Below are 17,018 nucleotides of genomic sequence, written 5' to 3'. Positions count from 1 at the left end.
GCAACGGACCGGGCCGGTTCAGCAGCGTGCCTGCCGGGCGGGGTCTCGTTCCTCATGGCCGGTGCCGGTGGTCCTGCTGTCCGGCCGGAACCTCAGGCCGCAGTGCCCAGCGGCACCCGCCCGTGGGTTCAGTGGCGGTGGTTCCAGGACTTGCTGTCGACGTGGTGGCCCCGGCGGTCCTTCAGGACTGCGGTGCCCCGCTTGTTGTCCCACACGTAGTGGCGGGAGTCCTGGAAGACGTCCGTGCGGGTGTCGCGGCCGATGCCGGTGTGGACACGGACCGTGGAGCGCCCGGCCAGCCGGACTCCGTGGAAGGTGAAGCGGTGGCCGGCCCTGTCGCTGAGGGTCCAGCCTTCGAGGTTGACCGGCTTGCGGGAGGTGTTGCGGACGTCGACCCATTCCGCGTTGCGTGAGCGGTTGGAGTTGTCGTCGCGGCCCGGGCTGTCGTACTGGATGCGCCCCAGCTCCACCGACGACCTCGCCGGAGCGCTCGGGTGGCCGCGGTCGGCGGCGACGGCCGGTACGGCGAGCGCGCTCGCCGCGGCGCCGGCCGCGAGAGTGGCAGCGATCAGAGCGCGGGTGGTACGGGAAGAAGACAAGAAGAACCCCCAGAACAGGTGGCTTACCGGCCCGTTGAAAGAGCCGGTGCGGTTCAGCCGAGTGATTTCCGGCCGAGACCCACACTGTGAAGACTTCCACGTCCTCCTGACAGGGCGCCCGGTTCGCGTTACTGAACACGGACATTCCCGTAACCCTCGCCTGCACCGCCCACCTACCCCCCTGACAGGACGTCAGCTCGCACGTTCCGGCCGGTCCTCCCCAAGCCGTCTCCGGCGGCAGAAGGTCATGGGCTCTTTTGCGCCACCCTGCACGCCACCCCGCCCGTCCCCGGCCCAGCACCCCTTTCCAGGTAACGACTGCGGAGTCCCTCTTTCCGTACACCCACCGCACCTACGAATGCACACACGATCACCACCGCCCCGACTGTGATGCATTCCGGGAGTACCGGCATGTGTTCGGTGGAGCCTGGGCGGCACATGTGGACTTTCCGTGGGCAGCGGGTTCCCGGCCACGCTTCAGGCCGTAGGGGGCAGTGGGGGGAAGCCCGGCTCCCGGTGCGGCGGCAGGATCGCCGTTCGCTGCTCGCCGGGCACCCGGTGATGGCGGTGGTCCGGCTCAAGTACCCCCGACCGGGGACCCGGCACGACCCGCTGCGCCGGTTGCTCGGGGAGCGCCGGGAGATCCTGGAGTGCCTGCGCGCCACCGGGGACGACTCGGCGGGTGTCACGCGAGCACCGCCGGCCGAACGCCACTGCCCGAGCGCCGCCGGCCGCAGGGCCGGTCCGGCCGGCGGTGCCGACCGCGAGGGGGCCTGGTCAGCTCGGGTCGCCCAGCTCCAGGCGGTCGAGCAGTCCGGCGTCGGCGAAAGCAGCTGCCAGTTCGTCGCGGCCCTCGGTGAAGTGGGCCCAGCTGTCGCAGTGGACGGGAACCACCCGGCGTGCGCCGAGGATCTCGGCGGCCTCGGCCGCCTGCGCGCTGTCGAGGACGATCGGCGCGCCGTCGAAGAGTTCCGGGAAGCGCGGCGCCCCGGCGAACAGGACGGCGGTGTCCACCGGTCCGAAGCGTGCGGCGATTTCCTCGACCAGGTCGAGCGAGGCGTTGTCACCGCTGACGTAGACCGTGGGCAGGCCCTCCCCGGTCAGTACGAATCCGACGACCTGGCCGGTGATCGGTTCGACCTCCTCGCGGGCCCCGGGGCCGTGGACGGCGGGCACACCCGTCACGGTGAGCGTTCCGCCGCCCGGGCGGTCGAGGTCGATCGGCTCCCAGTCGGCCAGTCCCCTGGCCCCTGCGCCCAGGCGCTGTCCACCGCCGGGGGTGGTGAGGGTGAGGGGGACGTCGGCGAGGAGTGCGCGGCCGGAGTCGTCGAGGTTGTCCGGGTGCTCGTCGTGGGAGAGCAGGACCACGTCGATACGGCCGAGGTCGGCCGGCGCGGCTGCGGCCGGCGCCGTCTTGGTCAGGCTGCCGCCCGGCAGGTGGTAGTCACCGGGCGCGTCGAAGGTCGGGTCGGTCAGGAAGCGCAGGCCACCGTATTCGAGAAGGGCGGTCGGGCCGCCAAGGACACGGACGGGGATCTGCTCGGGGGTCGCGCCGGTGCCAGTCATCAGTACCTCATGGATGAGAAGTGGTTTATCCATGAGAGACGATAGGCGCACCTCATGGATGAAGGCAAGCTTTACCATGAGAGGTATGAGTGAGGCCCCCAGCACCGAATCCGTGCCACTGCCCGCACCCGGGGCGGAGGACTACCTCGCCCTCGACTTCGTCAACAGCGCCGTCGCGCTGCCCGGAGGGCACTTCATCGATCTGCTCGGCACCCCCCAGGCCTCGAACCGTTGGCTCACCGAACGCGGTCTCGCGCCGGCCGATGCCGGGATGCAGGAGGTGTGCGCCGCACGGCTGCGCTCCCTGCGTGAACACCTCCGAGCGTTGTTCGCCGCCCGCGTCGACGGAGTGCTCGCCCCGCCCGCGGCACTGTCCGCCGTCAACGAGGCGCTGAGCAGAGCTCCCTCGGCCGCGCTGCTGTACTGGGACGAGAAGAACGGCCCCTACCGCACGGTGCCCTGCCCCACCAACGAGATCCTCGACCGCGCTCTCGCGACCCTGGCGGCCAACAGCGCCGATCTCCTCACGAGCCCCGACGCCGACCGCCTCACCGGCTGCGGCTCCACCCCCTGCAACCGCTACCTGTTGCACCGTGGCCGCCGCCACTGGTGCTCCACCCGCTGCGGCGACCGCGCCCGCGCCGCTCGCGCCTACGCCCGCCGCACCGGCCCGAGAGTCGGCTGACCGACCCGTGCCCGGCGGAGCGGACGCATCGGCGCAAGGTCCTCGACCCGTGGAACCACGCCGTCCGGCATCAGGTGCCACCGCTGCTCGCGTACGGCGTCGACGGTCCGAGCCGTTCGGACAGGTGGGCCTGCGGGGTCGCGAAGGTCGGCCTGTTCCCCGTTCCTCCGGGTGCAGTGCACCGGTCCGGTCGTCGGTCAGCTTGGGATTTATCCCGTAGGAGCCTTCGGCGCTCAATCGCATACTGGCCCGATGAGTCCGATCCCCACACGCCGTCGCTTCCGGGACCCGCGCAGCACGAAGTTCGACTTCCTCGATTCCGTCCTCGTGCGCTGTCCCGGCTGCGAGAAGGTCGCGCACGTCGTGGCAGCGCCGGACCCGGCCGGGGTGCGGGACCCGGCCGGGGTGCGGGACCCGGCCGGAGTGCGGGCCCCGGCCGGAGTGCGGGCCCCGGACCTCTTCGCACCGCGGCGTCTCGTCTGCCGGAGCTGCGGGACGGCGAAGGAGTGGCGCCGCGGAGGTGTGGCCCTGCACCGGGACCCGAACGCGCCGGCCGCGGACCCGTACTTCGGCGTCCGTCTGTGGCTGCAGACCGAGACCCGGCACGGCTGGGTCTGGGCCTACAACCTGGAACACCTGGACCTGATCGGACGATTCGTACAGGCGCCGCTCCGTGAGGGGATCCCCTGGCACGACCACGGCCGGAAGATGACCGTGGTGGCCCGCCTGCCCGCATGGATGCAGCAGGCCAGGAACCGCGACGAGGTACTGCGGGCCGTCGCCCGCATCCACGCCTCACTGCTCCGCGGCTGACCCGGCGACGCACCACGATTTCACTGCGTGCAGAGCCCGTTGCAGACGTACAGCCAGAACGCACAGCAGTCCGTGATGAATGCACAGTTGTGCATCTTGTACTTGCAGTAGTCGCTGCCGGGACAGTTGTCGTGGCACTGGTCGGAGCAGGTGACGAACAGGTCGTCCGCCTCCACCGGGGAGGGAAGCGTGTCCTGCACGGGGCCGAGCGTGATGAGCAGCGCGTTGGCCTCGTCGCGGCCGAACTGCCGGATGGCCTCCTCCCGCAGATCCCGCACTTTACGGTCGAACGCCGAGCCCGGTTGCGGAACGGAGGTGAAGTCGCATTCGTCCCGCACGAGGGTCGTCGCCCTGTCCAGCACCGCGATTCGGGCCGGGGTCGGCCGGGCGGCGCTCTCGCGGTACCGGTCGAGGTGGTCCAGCCACAGCTACCGCTTCGTCCTGGGCGGGAGGTGCGGGTAGATCTGCCTCCGGTAGGACATCGGATAGGCGGAGAAGTCCGCGTACTGCCGGGGAAGTCGGTCCATGTTCGCCTCGACCCACGCCTGCGACTTGCACCTGCCGCTGCGCGCGAAGGCGGGTACCTGCCCGGTGACGGCCAGGCCGGCCACCACGGCGGCGCCGACGCCGAGTTGGAGGAACCGCTTCCGCCCCATCAGGTCGCCGGCCCCGTCGGCCGTACGGTCCGCGGGGTGGCGGAGCCGCCCGAAGGCCCGGACCACCCGGACCGCCGAGCCCACCCCCAATCGCCGGACCAGCGGCACCGCCATGGACCGCCCCACCCACGCGTGGACATCGTCCCCGTCGAGCCGCAGGAGGGTCGGTGCCCACGGCGCCTGCGCACCCAGGGCCTGTTCACGCCACTGCCGGAGGTCCGGGTTGCCCAGGGGACGGACTTCGAGAATCGGAGGCGCTGGGAACCCGACTCGGGGAGTCCGGCAGTGCGCTGCTCGGGAGGCTGGTGACGTTCGTCAAACAGCGGCTGGGTGGCCACGACAGCGCGCGGGAGGAGGTCGAGCGACTGGAGGAAACTCCGGACGGGGATGCGGAACTCCATTACGCAGGCCGGGAGTTGGAGCAAGTCCTGCGGGAGGAGCCAGAGTTGCGCCGGGAGGTGGCGGAACTCCTGTCCCGTGCTCTAGAAGTGCCGGAGCTGCGGCGCTTCCTGATACAGGCCAGCGGGCAGTCGCGGGTCGGCAAGATCGTGCAGATGGGTGACGTCGAGGGGGACGTACGCTTCTGAGTCCATCAGCCGCCCCACCGGCCTGGTGATCGCGCACCCCTTGCATGCCCTCGCGGCCAGGAGGCCACGGTGACCTGCAGCGAATGATGTGGGGCAGCAACGAGATCGGCCCCCGACCGAGGTGGCTGGTCAGGGGTCGATCGATCCCTCCGCGAGAGCGAGGCCAAGCGAGGCTAGAAGCGTCCGCGAATCTGCTTCCCCGCGTTGCCCTCCGGGTGGTTCAGCGCCTCGTAGACCTTGTGGCCGGAGTCACGGGCGCCACCGGCCCAGGAGACGACCCCACGGTCGGTCACCTTGGCCGCGATGCCGCCCCAGTACTTCGCCTCGCGCTCCCACTCGATGCCCTCCAACAGGCGCTCCAGGGTGAGGCCTTCGGGCAGCGGGTCGGCACTCCAGGACAGACTGCGGTTCATGGTCGCCCCGAGGCCGGCCACGACGGCGGGGGCGGTGACGGCAGTCTTGGCATGGAAGAGCGCGGCGTTCTCCTGGAGAAACGCGCCCACCGTCTCCATGACCTCGCGCTGGACGACGAGCCTGTCGGGGCGGTCGCCGCTCTCGTCGGCGGGGATGTCCTCGTGCTCGATGCCCGTCGACGCGGCGTGGATACCGGCCTTGCCGAGCATGGCCGTGGCGACGAGGGTCCGCAGGACCGACATCGTCATCCACTCCACGGCCTTGTCCGACACCTGGCGCTTGCCGGTGAGGATCAGGCTGGACAGCGGAACCGTGGACTCACCGGCCGGCACCTTCAGGGACTCCATCAGCTTGCGCGTCACGGTGGTGCCGAAGTCGCGGCCGTCCATGGACATGGCCAGGGACTTGTCGACCGGGACGCCCTTGAGGTTGCGGTCGTGGAAGATCTGGCGGGCGGCCATGACGCTGATGCCGTGGAAGATCTCGAAGGACAGTGGGATCGCGCCGAAGTCGAAGTCCTCGTCCAGGTCGTACGCGACCGGGTTGGACTTGATCCGGTGCCAGGCGGTGACCTGAGTCTCGCTGTCGAGAGCGTAGAGGCCGTCCTTGATCGGCAGGGCCGATGAGCCGTCCTCGGAAAAGACCAACGGACGCGGCGACCACAGGGTGATCTGCGGCAGCGACCAGGCGTTGTCGTAGTCCCCTCGCAGACCGGCCGCAATGTAGTCGGCGTACTCACCGACGTTCTTTGCCTTCTTGCTGCCGGCAGTGCCGAGGAGCCGCTGGATCTCGGCGCGCGTGCGGGCGTACTCGCTGATCGGCCGTCCGGCCTTCTGGGCGCGCTTGGTGGCGTCCTCGACCTCCTGAGGGTCGTTGACGATGGCCAGCAGGTTCTCGCAGTCGATGACGCCGTTCGCCATAACCCCCTTCCGGATCTCCCTGAGGTCTACGGGAAGGCCGGTGGTCACCGGCTTCAAGGACGTGGCCATGCTCAACTCCCCAGTAACAGGCGCCACTTTGACGCACCGTCATCTCTCGTGACGCTAACGGACGCATCATCAACAGGTCAACTGAGGTCCGGGGGATTCTCAAAAACCTGCTCCGCAGTCGATTGTTTTTCAGCTGCGGGCAGGGAGAGTGACCGCGCATGAACGGCTGAGGTGCACCGTGCTCCCGGTTGAGGATCGGAGGGCAGCCCACGCGTCAATACAGGGGCATATGTCCGGATAGTCTGCGGTGGTGAGATCAGCCGACGGTAATGGAGTGGAGCGGTGCGGATGAACGAGCGGTCGCCCATCAGTGTCGAGGAGGCCGATCCCGACGCCGGCTGGCTCGCGGCCACGATGCACATGGCGTTCTTCGTTCTCCTGTGCTCCTCGCTGACCCGCTTCCTGATCGTCCACCCCAGTACCCGTACGACCCCATGGGTGATCGCCCTCGCCGTCGCGTTGGCCGTGCTGTACGTCCTCGGCCCGGTCGCGGGCGCCGGGCGGGCGCTCGCCTCCCGTGGCCGGACCACGGCTCCCCCGCTCTGGCTGACCTGCGTGATCGGGGTGTGGCTGGCCCTGGTGGCCCTCGCCCCCAGTTTCGGCTGGTGTGCGGTGCCGCTCTTCTACACCGGTCTGCGCACACTGCGCACCCGTTCCGCGATCATCCTGGTCGTGCTGATCACGGCCTTCTGTGTCGCCGCGCAGGTCAAACTGCGGCTGCGCTTCGGTTTCGACCCGAACCTGATGTTCGCACCACCGGCCGTCGCCGCCGTGGCCACCGCGGTCTTCCTCTACTCCCAGCGGCAGGCCGACCGGCTGCGGAACGTCATCACCGACCTGATCCGCACCCGGCGCGAACTGGCCGCGACCGAGCGCCGCGAGGGCACTCTGGCCGAGCGCCAGCGGCTGTCCATGGAGATCCACGACACTGTGGCGCAGGGCCTGTCCAGCCAGCAGATGCTGCTCCAGGCCGCCGGCCGGCTCTGGGACAGCGACCCGGAGACGGCCCGCCGCCACGTCCGTACCGCCGAGTCCATCGCCGAGCGCAGCCTCACCGAGGCCCGCCGATTCGTCCACGATCTCGCCCCCGCCGACCTCTCGGACGGCACAGGCCTCGACGAGGCGTTGCGGGCCCTCGCCGACCGGGAGACCTCCGAGACCCTCCGCATCCGCTTCCACCGGGACGGAACCCCGGTGCCCCTGCCCGAACGCGTCCAGTCCGCACTGCTGCGGATCGCGCAGGGCGCTCTCGCCAACGTCCGTGAACACGCCGACGCCACCACCGCCGACCTGACCCTCAGCCACCTGGACGGCCTGGTGGTCCTGGACATCGCCGACAACGGCCACGGCTTCGATCCCGCTCAACTACCCGGCGGCGTACGAGGCCACGGCCTGCCCGCCATGCGCGCCCGCGTGCAACAGCTCGGCGGCACCCTCACCATCGAATCGGCCCCCGAAGAAGGGACCGTGCTCTCCGCCGCCGTCCCCCTGGTCCTCCCCTCCTGACACCCGCCACGACCGAACCCGAACCGGATGCCCCTCACCGACCTGCCCGGAGGCCGGTCTGACGGAAACGCATCCCCTGGCAACTGGTCGCGCCGGATCCAGCCTTTGCCCGGGCCAGGAGGCAGCCTGTCGTGCGGCCAGACGATAAGGGCGCAGTGGCTCATTCCGGTGGTTTCGGGCGGGTCGAGTGAAAGGTAGTGTCCGGGCCGATGTTGCCCCCGCGTTCGTGTGAGCGTAAAGGAGAGCGTCTGTGCCCAGCATCTTCGTGAACGGCACGTCCACCGGCCCGTACATGTTCATCCACGAAGTCACCGGCTCGTACCTGGAGACCGACAACTACAACGACAACATCGGCCAGGCCGTACAGATCTGGAACCTCGACCCTGTCCAGAAGGACAAGGGCCTGCTGGGGCACCTCTGGCACATCGAGGCCGCGCCCGAAAGCGGGTACTTCCTGATCAAGAGCCACGAGAACGGCCACTGCCTCACGGCGGGCACGAGCGCCACCGACTACCCCCGCCTCCAGCAGTCCGACAACAGCGCGAAGCAGCAGTGGAAGCTGCTGCGGGTGCACGGCAGCGACGCCATCGGCCAGGACGCCGACAGCTACGCCTTGATTCCGAGGGCCTACCCGGGTCATGCGCTCGCTCCGCAGGGCAACCGTCAGTTCAACGACGTCTACGTCGTGCCGACCTCCATGTGGGGCACCTCGCCCTCGTTCTCCCAGTACTGGAAGGTCGTCCCGAAGTCGGAGAAGGCGGAGTCCGCACCGGACGGCATCGCCTGACGGCCACGTGCCCCTGACGGCCGCGTGCCCCTGACGGCCGCGTGCCCCTGACGGCCGCGTGCCCCTGACGGCCGCGTGCCGGGGCGGGCAGTTCCCGCCCCGGCACCTGGCCCTGGCACACGGCCAAGCCCCCTCGCTCGCCAACTTCCTTACGGACACCCTCCCCGGGCCGCCCGCCCGATCAGCCCACGAGGCTTCGAGGCTCCGAGGCTCCGGCAAGCGAGTCCGGTGCAGGAGGGCCGGAGCCGCAACGCCTTCCTCCCACAAGGCCGACCGTGCTCAATCGCCGGGCGTCTGGCCCCTGCCCGGCACCGGAGGCACCCTGGCCGCTTCCGCCTCGGCCTTCGCGTCGCTCACTACGGCGGCGGCCTGCTTCGCGACCTCGGCAGCAGCCGTGGCGGCATCGAGCGACAGCGGCGTCGAGCCCGACAGTGTCGTCGAGCCTGTACTGAGCGCCGCGGATCCGCCTCCCTTCGAGGCGTCGCCCGCCTTGCCCGCCTCGTCCGCGCCGCCAGTGGCTGCTTCGGCCGGCGGTGCAAAGGGGGGAAGACCCGTTGCCGAGTGATCGCCGAACGCGCTGGTGACGGCGCGAACCGCCTCGGTCAGCTCCCCCGGGATCACCCAGAACGTGTTGTTGTCGCTCTTCGCCAAGTGCGGGAGCATCTCAAGGTACTTGTAGGCCAGGACCTTGGGGTCCGCGTTGTGGCGATGGACGGCCTGGAAGACGCGCTCCACTACCTTCGCCTCGCCGTCCGCCCGCAGGATCATGGCGTCCGCTGCGGACGACACGCGTGGGGAGCGCCGGTTCGGCGTGGTCGGGTGCGCGCGGGGCGAGGCAGCCTTGAGCGACTGGGCGTGGCTGGGCCCGGGGCACGTACTCCCGCCGTTCGCGAAGTACCTTCTGCACGCGGCGAAGCTCCGGCACCAGCTGCGGGTCTGGGACGGCGGCCGAGGGATGCAGGAACTGCGGCAGGAAGCCGACAGCGCGCTGCCCTCACTTCTTGAGACCGTGCTGCCCGGCCCCGGCACCCGCGACCCCCACCATGAGGAGCTTGCGGGCCACCGTGCACAGCCGCTCGACCCTCCGTCGAGCGCGCCACGAGCGAGGGCGCCACGAGCGAGGGCGCCACGAGCGAGGGCGCCATCCGGCGTCGCCGAGCCGGCGCAGAAGTCGCGCGGACTCTGTCGGAGCGGACTGCCGGGCGCGCTCCCACAGCTCTTCCTCACGCCCACCGTCGCCACGTCGATTGCTTACCTGTTGCCCCGCAGCACTCTCCCCGCCAGTCAAATCAGCCTGATTTCCCCATAGTTGAGCTGCTTCTCCTGTCCCACCCGCGCCTCAACTGCCGCTCCCAAATCGCGACAGAGGGTGTCGTGATTCGTCGATACCTTGGCTCGCGGCGATCGGGCGGCGATGGGACAGCCCGATCGGTCACATCACGAAGGAGCGTCAAGTGGGGTCTCAGGTCAATCCGTGCATCACGTTCCACGGCAACGCGCGGCAGGCGATGGAGTTTTACCAGGAAGTCTTCGGTGGCGAGCTGGAGTTGGGAACCGTGGCGGACTTCGGCTCACCGGACTCACCCCATGCCGACAAGGTCATGCACTCTCGCTTGGACACCTCCGCCGGTTACACGCTGATGGCCTGGGACTACCCCGATGACAGGCCCGGCCGGCCGCCCTATCGGCCCGGCAACAATGTCGCGATCTTCCTCGACGGCGACGACAGGGGGCTTCGCGACTACTTCGAGAATCTGTCCGCCGGTGGCACCGTCACGCTGCCTCTGGCAAGGCAGGCGTGGGGCGACGAGGCGGGCTCGCTGGTCGACCGGTTCGGGATCAGCTGGATGTTCAACATCACCGCCCAGAACCGCTGATCGGCTGACTACCACGGCCATTCCTCCTGCTCGCCCGGCTCTGCCGGGCCGCCCAGGAGTCGGCCCAGGACGGTGTCCAGGTCCATGTGCGCGTGCTCGGTTCCGGGGCGGACGATGCGTTCGGTCCGGGCGAGGAAGGTCCTGACGATCGCGGTCGGCGCACGGAGTAACACCGTTTCCTCACCGCTGCGCAGAGCGATGAGGACGACATCGCCCCCTTCGCTCTTGCCGGGGTGGACGGACACGTCGCCGATTCCCGCCCATTGGGTGAGCCCGGTGGCCAGCAGCTCGCGGGCGAAGGTCCACCGGACCGGGTCCTCCAGGTCGATGTGGTTGTCCAGGTGCACCGCGTACGGATCGGCGGAGTGATAGCTCAGGAGAGCGGGAAAGGACACGCTGAGGCCGGGGCACACCACCGCCTGGAGGTTGATGAGGCTGCGGCAGCTTCCGCTGCTCGTCTGCCGGGCGGGCGTACGGGGGCTGCCGCTGTGCGTCATGACCGCACCTCGGAAAACGGGAGTCGGTCTGCTCCGACGGGCTCGCCCGGTGCCGTGCGACCGTCGTGGCTCCGCTCTGTCGACAGAGGAACGAGAGGGGGAAGAGGGGCAAGCGCCGAAGACTTGTGGGGAAACGTTCCTGCATCACTGCTGACGACGTCACCAAGAAGATTGTTCATCACGACAGCTAGAACGAGCCGCACCCCGTTCGGTAACCCGTCACACCCCACGGTGCCCGTCGAGCGGCAGCCCCACCCCCGTCACCGAGCGGCCCCCACCGCCACGCTCCACCCACAGGCCCCGGGGAATCGACCGGATGCACGCCTGTCGACAGCGGCGCCGGGGTCTTCTTCTTCGGCACCCGCGCCCGCGCCCGCGCCCGTACCCTTGCCTGCCCTGCCCGGGGCCTTGTTGTCGACCGCGAGGATCACCATGCCGAGCGCCAGGTTCATCAGTTCGTGCCGCGCCCCGGGCGCCCGTCGTGTGGGTGCCCGGGGACCCGCCAGGGAATCAGCCGCCACTCAGAATCGGGGCGCCCCGACCCCCAGTCCACCGCCGCACGCCGCCCTGCGCCGCCCAGGCTCCGGTCCGTCCAGGCCTGTCCCACCGGCCACATCCCCATGACTCCAAGGTTTCGCACGTATTGCTCACGCGTTTACTCCTTGTGTACACCGAAGTGCCGCTCGTACTTTCGACCAGCCACGGAGCTGTGGCCATGAGCTGGACGAAGGTGAAAGATCTATGCTGCTGACGGTCCTCGGATTCGTCATGATCGCGACGTTCCTGACGCTGATCATGATGAAAAGGATGTCCCCGCTGACGTCGCTCATCCTCATCCCGGCCCTCTTCTGCGTGATCGCGGGGCAAGGGGCCCACCTGGGTGAGTACGTGTTGAAGGGGATCGGCGAGCTGGCGCCCACCGCGGCGATGCTGATGTTCGCCATCATCTTCTTCGGCGTGATGATCGACGTCGGCCTGTTCGACCCGATCGTCCGGGGCATCCTGCGCTTCTGCAAGGCCGACCCCGCCCGCGTCGTGCTGGGCACCGCCGTGCTCGCAGCGATCGTCTCACTGGACGGCGACGGCTCGACCACGTTCATGATCACCGTCTCCGCCATGCTCCCGCTCTACCTGCGGCTGAAGATGAGCGTGCTCACGCTGACGATGGTCGCCGCCACGGCCAACGGCGTGATGAACACCGTTCCGTGGGGCGGCCCCACCGCACGGGCCGCCACCGCGCTGAAGCTGGACGCGGGCGAGATCTTCGTGCCGATGCTGCCCGCGCTCGCCTGCGGCCTGCTCGCCGTCTTCGTCCTGGCCTGGTGCCTGGGCCTGCGCGAACGCCGTCGCCTGGGACTGCTCACGGAGACCGGCCCCGCGTCCGACTCCGTCGCCGACGCCGACGCCGTCGCCGGCGCCGTCGAGGAGACGGACGGCCGCGCCCTCTCCCTGGTGACCGTGGGCGCGGGTACGAACGGGGCCGAAGGAAACGCCACCCGGAAGGCCACCGGATCCGCCGCCGGGACCGGCTCCCGGGCCACCGGCAGCACGGGCTCCCCGGGCTCCCCGGGCTCCTCAGACTCCCCGGCCTCCCCGGCCTCCCCGGCCTCCCCGGCCTCCCCGGACCTCACGAAGCCCTCCGTCGACGATGCCATGCCCCCCGAGAACGGCGACGCGGCCGCCGCCGTCTGGGGCACCCTCGATCCGAACCGCCCCACGCTGCGGCCCCGGCTCTTCTGGTTCAACGCCCTGCTGACGCTGGCCGTACTGATCACGCTGATCGCCCAGTGGCTGCCGATCCCGGTGATCTTCATGTTCGGCGCGGCCCTGGCCCTGACGGTCAACTTCCCGCACATGAAGCAGCAGCGGGAGCGCATCGCCGCCCACGCCGACAACGTTCTCAACGTCTCCGGCATGGTCTTCGCCGCCGCCGTCTTCACGGGCGTGCTGACCGGCACCGGCATGGTGGACGAGATGGCCAAGTCCCTGGTCGGCGCCATCCCGGACGGTCTCGGCCCGCACATGGCGCTCATCACCGGTCTGCTGAGCATCCCGTTCACGTACTTCATGTCCAACGACGGGTTCTACTTCGGGATCGTGCCGATCCTCGCGGAGGCCGGCGCCCAGCACGGCGTCTCCCCGCTGGAGATCGCCCGCGCCTCGCTCATCGCCCAGCCGCTCCACATGTCCAGCCCGCTGGTCCCGGCCGTGTACGTCCTGGTGGGCATGGCAAAGGTGGAGTTCGGCGACCACACCCGCACCACGGTCAAGTGGGCGGTCATGGTCTCGCTGGTGATCCTCGCGGCTGCCCTGCTCCTCGGCATCGCCTGACGACACCCGCCTCCCCCGCCCACGGCGCGCCCCGGTCCCTGCCCAGGACCGGGGCGTGCCGCCGTCGCGGTACCGCGGTGCCGACTCGTTCGGACCGGACAGGTCACTCGACCTTGTCGGTGCCCGTCCACGTGTACACGTGTTCCGGCCGGCCCGGCCCCGTGTAGCGCAGGGTGAGTCCCACCTGCCCGGCCTTCTCCAGCAGTTTCAGATAGCGCTGTGCGGTCTGCCGGCTCAACCCCGTCCGGTCGGCTGTCTCGCTCGCCGACAGCTGCCCGGTCTCCCGGAGCACCTGTCGCACCAGACGTACCGTCTGCGCCGAGTGGCCCTTCGGCAGCACGGTCGGCCCGGCCGCGGCGCTGCCCAGCACCCCGAAGATCCGGTCGACCTGCTCCTGCCCGGCCTCCATGCCGTCGGCGAGGGTGCGGCGCAGTACGGCATACCCCTCCAGCTTGACCCGCAGGCCGCTGTAGCTGAACGGCTTGACCAGGTAATGCAGGGCGCCGTAGCGCATGGCGGCTTCCACGGTGGCCACGTCGCGGTCGGCCGTCACCATGATCACGTCGGTACGGGAGCCGCTCTCGCGCAGTCGCCGAAGGAGGCGGAGTCCGTTCTCGTCGGGCAGGTAGTGGTCGAGGAGAACGAGGTCGGCGTGGTGCTCGTCCAGCCAGGCCAGCGCCTCGCCGGTGGTGTGCGCCGTGCCCGCCACGCAGAAGCCGGGTACGCGCTCCGTGTAGGCGGCGTTGATCCTGGCCACCCGAGGATCGTCGTCGACGACCAGCACCTCGATCATCAACACTCCTCCTCCTGCATGTCCACCGCGCTTGCCTGCCACGCGGACATCGCTCTCTCCGGCTCCGCCGGCAACGGGGAGCGTGACGACGGTGCACTCGGCGCCGCCACTCCTGGTCACCGGCCACCGAGACGGTACCTCCTTACCGCTCCGGGCTGCGCCGGGCCAGAACCGGTCCCGGGCCCCGCCCGCTCCTATCGGGAGCTCCTGGGTGGCGAAACCCTCGCCGCGACACTCAAGCGCCTGCGGCAACTGCAGGACGGCAAGCCCGCAATATTGACCGCCACCACCGGGAGATGAAACCGGGAGACAACGGGGCCAACGCCCCTTGAAGGCTCAACGCCCCTGGCCGACCGGGATCGGCACGGCCGATGGCTGCCACTCTCGCCTGAGCAGCCCGAACACCCACGAGTCGGAGACATCGCCGTTCACGACGCAATCTTCCCGCAACGTCCCTTCACGCACGAATCCGACCTTCTCCAGTACCCGGGCTGATGCCACGTTGCGCGTATCGGTCTCGGCCTGGACCCGATTCAGGTCCAGTGTGTCGAACGCCCACCCCAGCAAGGCGTGCACGGCCTCCGTCGCGTAGCCGTGGCCCCACATCGCCTCGCCGAGGCAGTAGCCCAACGACGCGCTGCGGTACTCCGGGTCCCATCCGGTCAGACCGAACCAGCCGACGAAGGCCCCGTCGGAAGCACGGTCGACGGCTACCCGCGCCCCGGTTCCGTCGTCCGCCATCTTGCGGCACATGGAGAGGAAGCGCTCGGCTCGGGCCTGTTCGTCCCACGGCGGGGAGTCCCAGTAGCGCATCACGTAAGTGCTGCTGTGCATGGCGAAGAGAGAGTCCGCATCCGCGTCGGTGACGGGCCGCAGCCTCAGGCGAGCGGTGTGCAGTGTGGGAGTGGCCAAAGTCATGCGCACCATCTTGTGTCCCCACGGGCGGGCACACCATCGAATATCCGATCCGGTCCGCTCCTCACGATCAAGGCACCGCCCACCGGCAGTTCACGCGCGCCTTCAGTCGGCGTACGACCGGAAACTCCCCGACCGGAAACTCAGGATCCGCGGACGGCAGGACCACTCGGCCCGCCCGCCGGTGACCCGGACATGAACGTCACCCGCGACCACCTCGGGCACCCCGCCCGCCAGGAGCAGCCCCGCGGTGAACAGCCACCGGCCGCCGGAGAGTACCCGGCGTCCGCCGAGCGGTCCCCGCACGCCGGTCGGGCATCGCGCTGGATGAGCCTGCGCCGGGAGTGCATTGGGGCTCGTCCGACATCGGAGATGTGAGCGCGGTCGTTCCCGCCATCCACCCCTTCGTCGCCATCCAGGACTCCGACGAGTCGGACCACACACCGCAGTTCGCCGCCGCGGCGGCGAGCGTACGGGGGCGCAGGGCGATGCTGGCCTCGGCACGCGCCCTGGCCTGCACCGGCGCGGACCTGCTGGGCGAGCCGGGGCTGCGCGAACGGGCCTGGGCGCGGCAACGGCAGCAGGCCGCCGCCGGACGGTGAGCGACCGGACGGCGCAAGGGCGCGGGTCCGGCCATGTTTCAGCACGAGAGGAAGCCGTACGAGCCCGTGTGTTACGTCCCACGGCTGTCGGGCACCCGGTGTGTGCGCCCGGCAGCGCGCCGGGCGTTCGCGAAGGAAGTGAACGACGACAAGGGAGGTGACTCTGCCGTGAGCGTCCGTGCCGACGGCATCACCGAACTGATCACCGACCACCGGGAGGTGGACGAGCTCTTCGCGCACCTGGAGAAGTCATCCCCGGGCGACGACGGAGCCCGCGCCCTCGCCGACCGGCTGACGACTGAGCTCGTACGGCACTCGGTTGCCGAGGAACAGCACCTCTACCCGGCGGTTCGTGCGCACCTGCCGGGCGGCGACCGGATCGCCGACAAGGAGATCGCCGACCACGCCAAGGTCGAGCAGCTCCTCAAGGACCTCGAAGGGCTCCGGGCGGGCGACCCGCGGTTCACCCGCCTGGTCAGCACACTCAAGTCCGAGGTCACCGCCCACGTCCGCGACGAGGAGAACAACCTCTTCCCGGCACTGCGCAAGCACTGCTCGGCCGAAGCGATCGACGAGCTGGGCGACAGGCTGCGCCGGGCGAAGAAGACCGCGCCCACCCGGCCGCACCCCGGCACACCGGACACACCACCCGCGAACAAGCTGCTTGCCCCGGGGGCCGGACTCGTCGACCGGGTCCGCGACGCGCTCTCCGGACGCGGCAAGTAGGCAGTAAATACCGGTCTGTTGCCCTGGTGGCTCCCCACCGCAGGAACAGCCCGTCCACCCCGCGATCAGGATCCAGGAGGAACTTCCATGCCCACCGCACGCGACATCATGACCGCCGGCGCCGAATGCGCCGGTGCACAGGACTCCGTGCTCGACGCGGCCCGCAAGATGACCCGGCTCGGCGTGGGCGCCCTGCCCATCTGCGGAACCGACGAACGCCTCAAGGGGGTCCTCACCGACCGGGACATCGTCGTCAAGGTCCTGGGCGCCGACAAGGACCCGGCCACCGTGAAGGTGGGTGACCTCGCGCAGGGCGAGGCCGTCACCATCGGCGCGGACGACAGCGCCGAGGAGGTCTTCGCGACGATGACCACGCACAAGGTCCGCCGCCTGCCCGTCATCGACGGGCGCGTCCTGGTCGGCATGGTCGCCCTCGCCGACGCCGCCAAGGCACTGTCCGACCCCAAGGCGGGCCAGCTCCTCGAAGCCCTCTCCACCGACTGAGGGCCCCACCTGTCGGCGTGCGACGCCGGTCCGTTGCCTGTGGGCCGCCTGAGGCGGCTCACAGGCAAGTCGGGTGCGAGCCGTAGTGGCCACGTCCCGCCCCGACAACGGCTCCCGTCCTGGCCACGGCTCCCGCCCGCCCGTCCCGGGGCCCGCAGGCCGGGCACCGGG

General features: G+C 69.9%; 20 protein-coding genes and 1 pseudogene. 12 read left to right on the top strand and 9 right to left on the bottom strand.

The window, feature by feature from the left end:
• Positions 1 to 128: 128 nt before the first annotated feature.
• Entirely contained in the window at positions 129 to 599 is a 471-nt protein-coding gene (locus ACWGIG_RS25735; RefSeq protein ID WP_453324035.1) for a lamin tail domain-containing protein, read from the bottom strand.
• Positions 600 to 1,148: 549 nt separating this feature from the next.
• Here ACWGIG_RS25735 and ACWGIG_RS25730 point away from each other — a divergent pair.
• A pseudogene (locus tag ACWGIG_RS25730) lies at positions 1,149 to 1,278 on the top strand (Lrp/AsnC family transcriptional regulator); the annotation flags it as partial.
• Positions 1,279 to 1,376: 98 nt separating this feature from the next.
• Here the strand turns inward: ACWGIG_RS25730 and ACWGIG_RS25725 are convergent.
• Positions 1,377 to 2,165, bottom strand: coding sequence for an MBL fold metallo-hydrolase (locus tag ACWGIG_RS25725; RefSeq protein WP_453324034.1), 789 nt, complete (start codon positions 2,163 to 2,165; stop codon positions 1,377 to 1,379).
• 85 nt (positions 2,166 to 2,250) lie between these two features.
• Here ACWGIG_RS25725 and ACWGIG_RS25720 point away from each other — a divergent pair, with 85 nt between their 5' ends.
• Together ACWGIG_RS25720 and ACWGIG_RS25715 are read left to right on the top strand one after the other, a co-directional pair.
• Complete coding sequence (locus ACWGIG_RS25720) at positions 2,251 to 2,850, top strand: CGNR zinc finger domain-containing protein (protein WP_453324033.1); 600 nt, start codon at positions 2,251 to 2,253, stop codon at positions 2,848 to 2,850.
• 252 nt (positions 2,851 to 3,102) lie between these two features.
• A complete protein-coding gene (locus ACWGIG_RS25715) occupies positions 3,103 to 3,663 on the top strand; it encodes a hypothetical protein (protein WP_453324032.1) in 561 nt (186 codons plus the stop codon).
• A gap of 20 nt (positions 3,664 to 3,683) precedes the next feature.
• On the opposite strand, the gene ACWGIG_RS25710 is transcribed toward ACWGIG_RS25715, so the two are convergent.
• The gene (locus ACWGIG_RS25710; RefSeq protein ID WP_453324036.1) at positions 3,684 to 4,085 is read right to left on the bottom strand and encodes a bacteriocin fulvocin C-related protein; all 402 of its coding nucleotides are present in this window, start codon (positions 4,083 to 4,085) and stop codon (positions 3,684 to 3,686) included.
• Positions 4,086 to 4,091: 6 nt separating this feature from the next.
• A complete protein-coding gene (locus tag ACWGIG_RS25705) occupies positions 4,092 to 4,433 on the bottom strand; it encodes a hypothetical protein (protein ID WP_453324031.1) in 342 nt (113 codons plus the stop codon).
• Positions 4,434 to 4,624: 191 nt separating this feature from the next.
• Here ACWGIG_RS25705 and ACWGIG_RS25700 point away from each other — a divergent pair, with 191 nt between their 5' ends.
• Positions 4,625 to 4,906, top strand: a complete 282-nt coding sequence (locus tag ACWGIG_RS25700) for a hypothetical protein (RefSeq protein ID WP_453324030.1) — start codon at positions 4,625 to 4,627, stop codon at positions 4,904 to 4,906.
• Positions 4,907 to 5,079: 173 nt separating this feature from the next.
• Here the strand turns inward: ACWGIG_RS25700 and ACWGIG_RS25695 are convergent, their stop codons facing one another.
• Entirely contained in the window at positions 5,080 to 6,309 is a 1,230-nt protein-coding gene (locus ACWGIG_RS25695; protein WP_453324029.1) for a DNA sulfur modification protein DndB, read from the bottom strand.
• A gap of 288 nt (positions 6,310 to 6,597) precedes the next feature.
• On the opposite strand from ACWGIG_RS25695, the gene ACWGIG_RS25690 reads away from it, so the two are divergent.
• The gene (locus tag ACWGIG_RS25690; RefSeq protein WP_453324028.1) at positions 6,598 to 7,815 is read left to right on the top strand and encodes a sensor histidine kinase; all 1,218 of its coding nucleotides are present in this window, start codon (positions 6,598 to 6,600) and stop codon (positions 7,813 to 7,815) included.
• Between the two features lie 250 nt (positions 7,816 to 8,065).
• The gene (locus ACWGIG_RS25685; protein WP_453324027.1) at positions 8,066 to 8,602 is read left to right on the top strand and encodes an RICIN domain-containing protein; all 537 of its coding nucleotides are present in this window, start codon (positions 8,066 to 8,068) and stop codon (positions 8,600 to 8,602) included.
• A gap of 279 nt (positions 8,603 to 8,881) precedes the next feature.
• Here ACWGIG_RS25685 and ACWGIG_RS25680 read toward each other — a convergent pair whose 3' ends face one another.
• Positions 8,882 to 9,391, bottom strand: coding sequence for a hypothetical protein (locus ACWGIG_RS25680; RefSeq protein WP_453324037.1), 510 nt, complete (start codon positions 9,389 to 9,391; stop codon positions 8,882 to 8,884).
• On the opposite strand from ACWGIG_RS25680, the gene ACWGIG_RS25675 reads away from it, so the two are divergent.
• Both ACWGIG_RS25675 and ACWGIG_RS25670 read left to right on the top strand, forming a co-directional pair.
• Complete coding sequence (locus ACWGIG_RS25675; RefSeq protein WP_453324026.1) at positions 9,369 to 9,911, top strand: CATRA conflict system CASPASE/TPR repeat-associated protein; 543 nt, start codon at positions 9,369 to 9,371, stop codon at positions 9,909 to 9,911. The two genes, ACWGIG_RS25680 and ACWGIG_RS25675, sit on opposite strands and share 23 nt — an antisense overlap.
• Before the next feature lie 145 nt (positions 9,912 to 10,056).
• Complete coding sequence (locus ACWGIG_RS25670; protein WP_453324025.1) at positions 10,057 to 10,479, top strand: VOC family protein; 423 nt, start codon at positions 10,057 to 10,059, stop codon at positions 10,477 to 10,479.
• An 8-nt stretch (positions 10,480 to 10,487) separates the two neighbouring features.
• Here ACWGIG_RS25670 and ACWGIG_RS25665 read toward each other — a convergent pair whose 3' ends face one another.
• Positions 10,488 to 10,976 (bottom strand): SsgA family sporulation/cell division regulator, encoded by a 489-nt coding sequence (locus tag ACWGIG_RS25665; RefSeq protein ID WP_453324024.1) that lies wholly within the window; start codon positions 10,974 to 10,976, stop codon positions 10,488 to 10,490.
• A gap of 741 nt (positions 10,977 to 11,717) precedes the next feature.
• Here ACWGIG_RS25665 and ACWGIG_RS25660 point away from each other — a divergent pair.
• Positions 11,718 to 13,307 carry a CitMHS family transporter gene (locus ACWGIG_RS25660; RefSeq protein WP_453324023.1) on the top strand — a complete coding sequence of 530 codons (1,590 nt, stop codon included), beginning with the start codon at positions 11,718 to 11,720 and terminating at the stop codon, positions 13,305 to 13,307.
• Positions 13,308 to 13,410: 103 nt separating this feature from the next.
• Here the strand turns inward: ACWGIG_RS25660 and ACWGIG_RS25655 are convergent, their stop codons facing one another.
• Positions 13,411 to 14,100: a response regulator gene (locus ACWGIG_RS25655; protein ID WP_453324022.1), complete on the bottom strand. Its 690-nt coding sequence runs from the start codon at positions 14,098 to 14,100 to the stop codon at positions 13,411 to 13,413.
• 336 nt (positions 14,101 to 14,436) lie between these two features.
• Complete coding sequence (locus tag ACWGIG_RS25650; RefSeq protein WP_453324021.1) at positions 14,437 to 15,018, bottom strand: GNAT family N-acetyltransferase; 582 nt, start codon at positions 15,016 to 15,018, stop codon at positions 14,437 to 14,439.
• 371 nt (positions 15,019 to 15,389) lie between these two features.
• Between ACWGIG_RS25650 and ACWGIG_RS25645 the strand changes: the two genes are divergently transcribed.
• The 3 genes from ACWGIG_RS25645 to ACWGIG_RS25635 all read left to right on the top strand — a co-directional run bounded on the left by ACWGIG_RS25645 (position 15,390) and on the right by ACWGIG_RS25635 (position 16,847).
• Positions 15,390 to 15,617, top strand: a complete 228-nt coding sequence (locus ACWGIG_RS25645) for a hypothetical protein (protein WP_453324020.1) — start codon at positions 15,390 to 15,392, stop codon at positions 15,615 to 15,617.
• 168 nt (positions 15,618 to 15,785) lie between these two features.
• Positions 15,786 to 16,343: a hemerythrin domain-containing protein gene (locus tag ACWGIG_RS25640; protein WP_453324019.1), complete on the top strand. Its 558-nt coding sequence runs from the start codon at positions 15,786 to 15,788 to the stop codon at positions 16,341 to 16,343.
• 87 nt (positions 16,344 to 16,430) lie between these two features.
• Positions 16,431 to 16,847 (top strand): CBS domain-containing protein, encoded by a 417-nt coding sequence (locus ACWGIG_RS25635; RefSeq protein ID WP_453324018.1) that lies wholly within the window; start codon positions 16,431 to 16,433, stop codon positions 16,845 to 16,847.
• Positions 16,848 to 17,018 lie beyond the last annotated feature (171 nt).

This window comes from Streptomyces sp. NPDC054863 (assembly GCF_053610825.1).
Note: the sequence above shows the minus strand (reverse complement) of the source record. Positions and strands in the feature narration are given on the sequence as shown.

Coding starts and splice junctions, on each gene's coding strand:
- ACWGIG_RS25725 (WP_453324034.1), bottom strand. CDS start 2,165: ATGACTGGCACCGGCGCGACCCCCGAGCAGATCCCCGTCCGTGTCCTT.
- ACWGIG_RS25720 (WP_453324033.1), top strand. CDS start 2,251: ATGAGTGAGGCCCCCAGCACCGAATCCGTGCCACTGCCCGCACCCGGG.
- ACWGIG_RS25715 (WP_453324032.1), top strand. CDS start 3,103: ATGAGTCCGATCCCCACACGCCGTCGCTTCCGGGACCCGCGCAGCACG.
- ACWGIG_RS25705 (WP_453324031.1), bottom strand. CDS start 4,433: ATGGCGGTGCCGCTGGTCCGGCGATTGGGGGTGGGCTCGGCGGTCCGG.
- ACWGIG_RS25695 (WP_453324029.1), bottom strand. CDS start 6,309: ATGGCCACGTCCTTGAAGCCGGTGACCACCGGCCTTCCCGTAGACCTC.
- ACWGIG_RS25690 (WP_453324028.1), top strand. CDS start 6,598: ATGAACGAGCGGTCGCCCATCAGTGTCGAGGAGGCCGATCCCGACGCC.
- ACWGIG_RS25675 (WP_453324026.1), top strand. CDS start 9,369: ATGGCGTCCGCTGCGGACGACACGCGTGGGGAGCGCCGGTTCGGCGTG.
- ACWGIG_RS25665 (WP_453324024.1), bottom strand. CDS start 10,976: ATGACGCACAGCGGCAGCCCCCGTACGCCCGCCCGGCAGACGAGCAGC.
- ACWGIG_RS25660 (WP_453324023.1), top strand. CDS start 11,718: ATGCTGCTGACGGTCCTCGGATTCGTCATGATCGCGACGTTCCTGACG.
- ACWGIG_RS25655 (WP_453324022.1), bottom strand. CDS start 14,100: ATGATCGAGGTGCTGGTCGTCGACGACGATCCTCGGGTGGCCAGGATC.
- ACWGIG_RS25650 (WP_453324021.1), bottom strand. CDS start 15,018: ATGACTTTGGCCACTCCCACACTGCACACCGCTCGCCTGAGGCTGCGG.
- ACWGIG_RS25635 (WP_453324018.1), top strand. CDS start 16,431: ATGCCCACCGCACGCGACATCATGACCGCCGGCGCCGAATGCGCCGGT.